We start from the raw sequence: 5,580 nt of genomic DNA, 5'->3' as shown, positions 1-5,580 counted from the left end.
CTTGACGCCACTGTGCACGAGTGTATACATTCGTGCACAGCAATCGACGACGGCGTGACGCGCCACCACCGGAAGGCACCCCATGACCACCTCCGCACCCGAGACCACCCGCGAGGGCCAGCACGCCCTGGACGCCGACGTCATCGTCGTCGGCGGGGGCAACGCCGCCTTCACCGCCGCCCACGCCGCCGCCGTGCGCGGCCGGAAGGTGCTGCTGCTGGAGAAGGCACCGCAGGACGAGTTCGGCGGCAACAGCTACTACACCGCCGGCGCCACCCGCATCTCTCACGGCGGCCTGGAGGACCTGGCCGACCTCGTCGAGCCGGACGAGCGCCACGCGGCCACCGTGGTGCCGCCGTACTCCCCCGAGGACTACACCGCGGACCTGGTCCGTGTCACCGAGGGCCGCAACGACCCGGACCTGACCGAGGCCCTGGTCCACGAGGCCGCCCCGAACCTGCGCTGGCTGAAGTCCCTGGGCCTGAAGTACCGCCTGATGTACGAGCGCCAGGCCTACCAGCGCGAGGACGGCTCCTACCTGTTCTGGGGCGGGCTGCACGTGGGCAACGTCGGCGGCGGCGAGGGCCTGATGCACGATCACCTCGCCGTGGCCGAGAGGCTGGGCACCGAGGTCCGCTTCGGCCAGGACGTGTCCGGTCTGATCGTGGAGGACGGCCGGGTGCGTGGGGTGGAGGTCCGCCAGCAGGACGGCACCGTGACCGAACTGCGCGCCGAGTCCGTGGTCCTGGGCGCCGGCGGCTTCGAGTCCAGCGCCGAGTGGCGCCGCGAGCACCTCGGTGAGGGCTGGGAGAACGCCAAGGTCCGGGGCACCCGGTTCAACAACGGGGACATGATCGCCGCCGGACTGGCCATCGGCGCCCAGAAGGCCGGCGACTGGTCCACCTGCCACTCCACCCAGTGGGACGCGTTCAATCCGGACAATGAGTCCAACCGCGAGCTGACCAACCGGCTGACCCGCCAGTCCTACTTCCTGGGCATCATCGTCAACACCGAGGGCCAGCGCTTCGTGGACGAGGGCGAGGACTTCCGCAACTACACCTACGCCAAGTTCGGCCGGGAGATCCTCAAGCAGCCCGGTTCGGTGGCCTACCAGGTCTTCGACGCGAACCTGCGGGCCATGCTGCGCACCGAGGAGTACGACATGCCCGGCATCTCCGTGGAGCAGGCCGACACCCTCGAGGAGCTCGCCGCCAGGATCGGCGTGGACCCGCAGTCCCTGGCCGCCACGGTTGCGGACTACAACGCCTCGATCGACACCTCCGTGCCGTGGGACCCGACCGTCAAGGACGGCCGGCGAGCCGAGACCACCCCGGTGAAGTCCAACTGGGCCACCCCGCTGACCGAGGGCCCGTTCTACGCCTACGCCGTCACCTGCGGCATCACCTTCACCTTCGGCGGGCTAAAGTCGGACACCCACGGCCGCGTCCTGGACGCCCAGGGCGAGCCGATCCCCGGCCTGTACGTGTGCGGGGAGATGCTCGGCGGGCTGTTCTCGGCCAACTACCCCGGCGGCTCGGGCCTGGCGGCCGGCGTCGTCTTCGGCCGCCGCGCCGGTACGCTGGCCTGACAGCGTGACGTCCCGGCCGGCGTCGCGCCCCTGAGGCCCGACGCCGGCCGGTGAGGACCCAGCGCCAGTCCCGTCCCTGCCCCGCCGGGCGGGGACGGGACTCGTCCGAGATCGATGCCGCATCGAGACGGCAGAGAGCCGTAGCAGACCAGCAGGAAGGACAGCCGATGGCCGTGAAGGTGGACGCGACCGCGATCCATGCCGCGCTCAAGGCCGAGATCCTGCACGGCGCACACGAACCCGGCACGCCCTTCCGCGAGGTTAGCCTGGCGGAGCGCTTCGGGGTCTCCCGCACCCCGGTGCGCGAGGCGCTGGGCCGGCTGCAACAGGAGGGCCTGCTCGAGCGCGGCGTTCGCGGGCTGCAGGTGCGCCGGCTCGACCCCGAGGAACTGATGCAGGTGTACGACCTGCGCATCCTGCTCGAGGGACAGGCCGCCTTCGAGGCGGCGAGCGCCCGCACCGAGATGGACCTGGTGCGCCTGGACGCACTGCTGTCCCGGGACCGCGAGCTGCAGGACCCGGACAACGCCACCCGGCTGACCACCAACGTCGAGTTCCACGAGGCCCTGTGGTCGGCCACGCGGAACCCGGTGCTCAAGGACCTGCTGGACCGGCTGGCCACCCACCAGATCCACGCCCCCGTCTCCACCCTCACCCGGCCCGGACGCTGGGACCAGGCCCTGGACGAGCACGAGCACATCGTGGACCGCATCCGCGCCCAGGACGGCGAGGCGGCACGCGAGGCCATGCGGGCACACATGACCACCGCCCGGACCCTGCGGCTGGCGATGTTCCAGGACGCGGCGCGGCGGTGACTCCTCGCATCATGGACGCCACGTCATGATCGGTGGCCCCTTACAGGTGCTCCACCTCGACGAAGACGACCGCGTCTGACGCCTCCCGGTTCTCCACCCGATGCTCGGTGCCGGCGGGCCGGGTGTAACTCTGCCCGGTCACGAGTTCGGCCACCACCTCGCTGCCGTCGGCGTTCGTCACGTGCATGGTGCGGGAGACGAGGGGAATCACCACGTACTCGTGGTCATGCCGGTGCATGGGGATGGTCTGTCCGGGTTCGAGCGTCCACTTCGTCACGCGGAAGTGGTCGTTCTCGAGCTGGACCTCGCAGCGGGGGGACCCAGTGCTCATGATTGCTCCTTCGCGACCGCGGGGGCTGGCATGTGACGATTGACACAGCATAGGCCGGATCCCCTTGCCCCAGCCGCGCCCCTGACGGCGAGACCGAGTCGCCGCAGGTGGGCAGGAACCCGCTCCGGCCAGTGGCGCCCACCCGCCCGGGACGGCACTCCAACCCTGCCGCTCCGCTCAAGTTCGCTGCTATCCTCTTTTTTGTTCGTCAAGGCGAACATTTGCGGGAATGCGTGATGGAGGGAGTCGCGATGGCGCGACACAGACGATGGGCGACGGTCCTGGCCGCCGCCCTGACGGCAGCCACCCTGGGACTGACGGGGTGCTCGGGGCCGGCCGGGACGGACGGTGACGGCGGCAACGGGGCCCAGGGCGCGGACCCGGACGCCCCCATGGTCCTGACCACGTTCACCGTGCTGGCGGACATCGCCCGGAACGTGGCCGGGGAGCACCTGCGGGTGGAGTCGATCACCAAGGTCGGGGCGGAGATCCACGGGTACGAACCGACGCCCCGGGACGTGGCCAAGGCCTCCGAGGCGGACCTGATCCTGGACAACGGCCTGAACCTGGAGCTCTGGTTCGAGCAGTTCTCGGACCAGGCCGGCGTGCCGCACGTGGTGGTCTCCGAGGGCGTGGAGGTCCTGGACATCACCGGGGACGCCTACGCCGGCCTGCCGAACCCGCATGCCTGGATGAGCCCGCAGAACGTGCAGTCCTACGTGGACACCATGGTCGCCTCGTTCAGCGACCTCGCCCCCGAGCACGCCGTGGACTTCGCCGCCAACGGGGAGGACTACAAGGCGCAGCTGCAGCAGGTCCAGGACGACCTCGTCGAGGACCTCGCGCACCTGCCCGAACAGCAGCGCGCCCTGGTGACGTGCGAGGGGGCGTTCTCCTACCTGGCCCGGGATGCCGGGCTGGAGGAACGCTACATCTGGCCGGTCAACGCGGAGCAGCAGGCCACCCCGCAGCAGATCGCGGACACCATCGAGTTCGTCCGGGACCAGGACGTCCCAGCGGTGTTCTGCGAGTCGACGGTCTCGGACGCCCCGATGCAGCAGGTGGTCGCGGCCACGGACGCCGTCTACGGCGGCACGCTGTACGTGGACTCCCTCTCCGAGCCCGACGGGCCGGTCCCGACCTACCTGGACCTCATCCGGCACGACGCGGACACCATCGTCACCGGGCTCACGGGACAGGCCGGCTGATGGGCGCCATCGAGGTCACCGACGTGGTCGTGCGGTACGGCAACGTGCTCGCCCTGGACGGCGTCAGCGCCGACGTCGCGCCCGGGCGGGTCACCGGGCTGATCGGGATGAACGGCTCCGGCAAGTCCTCGCTGTTCAAGACCGTCATCGGCAGCCTGCGCCCCGAGCGCGGACAGGTCCGCATCGACGGCCACTCCCCCGCCACCGCCCGGCGGCAGGGCCTGATCGGTTACGTCCCGCAGAGCGAGGAGGTGGACTGGACGTTCCCCGTCTCGGTCCGGGACGTGGTCATGATGGGCCGCTACGGACGCCTCGGCCCCACCCGGCGGCCGCGGGCGGCCGACCGGGCCGCCGTGGAGCAGGCCCTGGAACGGGTGGAGCTGACCGACTACGCGGACCGGCAGATCGGCCAGCTCTCGGGGGGCCAGCGCAAGCGGGCCTTCGTGGCCCGCGGCCTCGCGCAGGACGCCCGAGTGCTGCTGCTGGACGAGCCCTTCGCCGGCGTGGACAAGGCCTCCGAGGCCACGATCGTGAAGCTGCTGCGCCAGCTCGCCGACGACGGCCGGACCGTCCTGGTCTCCACCCACGACCTGCACGCCCTGCCCGAGCTGGCCGACGAGGCGATCCTGCTGATGCGCCGGGTGCTGTTCCACGGGCCGGTGACCGAGGCCCTGCGGCCGGAACGGCTGGCGATGGCCTTCGGCCTGGACCCCTCCGCGACCCCCGCTGCGCCCGCCGCCCCCGACCGGATCGAGACCCCATGACCCCGCTCGAGCTGCTCCTGGAACCGCTCCAGTACGACTTCATGGTCCGCGCCCTGGCCACCGCGGCCATCGCCGCCGTGGTCTGCTCACTGTTGTCCTGCTGGCTGGTGCTGGTGGGCTGGTCCCTCATGGGCGACGCCGTCTCGCACGCCGTGCTGCCCGGGGTGGTGATCGCCTACGTGCTCGGTGTGCCCTTCGCCCTGGGCGCCCTGGTCTTCGGCTTCCTCGCCGTGGCGCTGATCGGGGGACTGCGGGACACCAGCCGGGTCAAGGAGGACGCCGCCATCGGCATCGTCTTCACCACGCTGTTCGCCCTCGGGCTGGTGCTGATCTCGGTCACCCCCAGCCAGACGGACTTGAACCACATCATCTTTGGCAACATCCTGGGCGTCTCCACCGCCGAGCTGGTGCAGATCGGGGTGCTCGCCGCCGTCGCGTTCGCCGTGCTGCTGGTCAAGCGGCGGGACCTGACCCTGTACGCCTTCGACCCCACCCACGCGCACGCGATCGGGCTGAACCCGCGCCGGCTGGGCGCGCTGCTGCTCGGCGTGCTGGCCCTGACCTGCGTGGTGACCCTGCAGGTGGTCGGCGTGATCCTGGTAGTGGCGCTGCTGATCATCCCGGGTGCCACCGCGTACCTGCTCACGGACCGCTTCGGGCGGATGCTGGTGATCGCCCCGGTGCTCTCCGTGGCCTGCTCGGTGGCCGGGATCTACCTCAGCTACTGGCTGGACGCCGCCTCCGGCGGGCTCGTGGTGCTGGTGCACGGCGCCGTGTTCGCCCTCGTCTACCTGTTCGGGCCGCGGCACGGGCTGCTGGGCCGGTACCGGGCCCGACGGCGGCACGGGCCGGCCGGCGTCGGGCCCGCCGACAG

The 5,580-nt window shown here is 71.1% G+C and carries 6 protein-coding genes; 5 read left to right on the top strand and 1 reads right to left on the bottom strand.

Features of this window, described 5'->3' with window-relative positions; genetic code table 11:
* The first annotated feature begins 82 nt into the window (after positions 1–82).
* Together tcuA and Q0283_RS03870 are read left to right on the top strand one after the other, a co-directional pair.
* Positions 83–1,588: an FAD-dependent tricarballylate dehydrogenase TcuA gene (tcuA, locus tag Q0283_RS03875; RefSeq protein WP_298043148.1), complete on the top strand. Its 1,506-nt coding sequence runs from the start codon at positions 83–85 to the stop codon at positions 1,586–1,588.
* 167 nt (positions 1,589–1,755) lie between these two features.
* Positions 1,756–2,403: a GntR family transcriptional regulator gene (locus Q0283_RS03870; protein WP_298043146.1), complete on the top strand. Its 648-nt coding sequence runs from the start codon at positions 1,756–1,758 to the stop codon at positions 2,401–2,403.
* 40 nt (positions 2,404–2,443) lie between these two features.
* Here Q0283_RS03870 and Q0283_RS03865 read toward each other — a convergent pair whose 3' ends face one another.
* Positions 2,444–2,734, bottom strand: coding sequence for a cupin domain-containing protein (locus Q0283_RS03865; protein ID WP_183528906.1), 291 nt, complete (start codon positions 2,732–2,734; stop codon positions 2,444–2,446).
* A 251-nt stretch (positions 2,735–2,985) separates the two neighbouring features.
* Here Q0283_RS03865 and Q0283_RS03860 point away from each other — a divergent pair, with 251 nt between their 5' ends.
* The 3 genes from Q0283_RS03860 to Q0283_RS03850 form a co-directional block, all read left to right on the top strand.
* Positions 2,986–3,942 carry a metal ABC transporter substrate-binding protein gene (locus Q0283_RS03860; protein ID WP_183528908.1) on the top strand — a complete coding sequence of 319 codons (957 nt, stop codon included), beginning with the start codon at positions 2,986–2,988 and terminating at the stop codon, positions 3,940–3,942.
* On the top strand, positions 3,942–4,706 hold the full coding sequence (locus Q0283_RS03855; RefSeq protein ID WP_183528910.1) for a metal ABC transporter ATP-binding protein: 765 nt from the start codon (positions 3,942–3,944) through the stop codon (positions 4,704–4,706). Before Q0283_RS03860 ends, Q0283_RS03855 begins: the two co-directional genes overlap by 1 nt.
* A partial coding sequence (locus Q0283_RS03850) for a metal ABC transporter permease (RefSeq protein WP_298043141.1) occupies positions 4,703–5,580 on the top strand: 878 nt, incomplete at its 3' end. The genes Q0283_RS03855 and Q0283_RS03850, both read left to right, overlap by 4 nt.

Source organism: uncultured Citricoccus sp. (assembly GCF_937871995.1).
Classification (GTDB): Bacteria; Actinomycetota; Actinomycetes; order Actinomycetales; family Micrococcaceae; genus Citricoccus.
The sequence above is the reverse complement of the archived record's forward strand: the minus strand, read 5'-3'. Positions and strand labels throughout refer to the sequence as shown.

What these genes read in the sequence shown, in the direction of transcription:
- Q0283_RS03870 (WP_298043146.1), top strand. Translation starts at nt 1,756, where the DNA reads ATGGCCGTGAAGGTGGACGCGACCGCGATCCATGCCGCGCTCAAGGCC.
- tcuA (WP_298043148.1), top strand. Translation starts at nt 83, where the DNA reads ATGACCACCTCCGCACCCGAGACCACCCGCGAGGGCCAGCACGCCCTG.
- Q0283_RS03855 (WP_183528910.1), top strand. Translation starts at nt 3,942, where the DNA reads ATGGGCGCCATCGAGGTCACCGACGTGGTCGTGCGGTACGGCAACGTG.
- Q0283_RS03860 (WP_183528908.1), top strand. Translation starts at nt 2,986, where the DNA reads ATGGCGCGACACAGACGATGGGCGACGGTCCTGGCCGCCGCCCTGACG.
- Q0283_RS03865 (WP_183528906.1), bottom strand. Translation starts at nt 2,734, where the DNA reads ATGAGCACTGGGTCCCCCCGCTGCGAGGTCCAGCTCGAGAACGACCAC.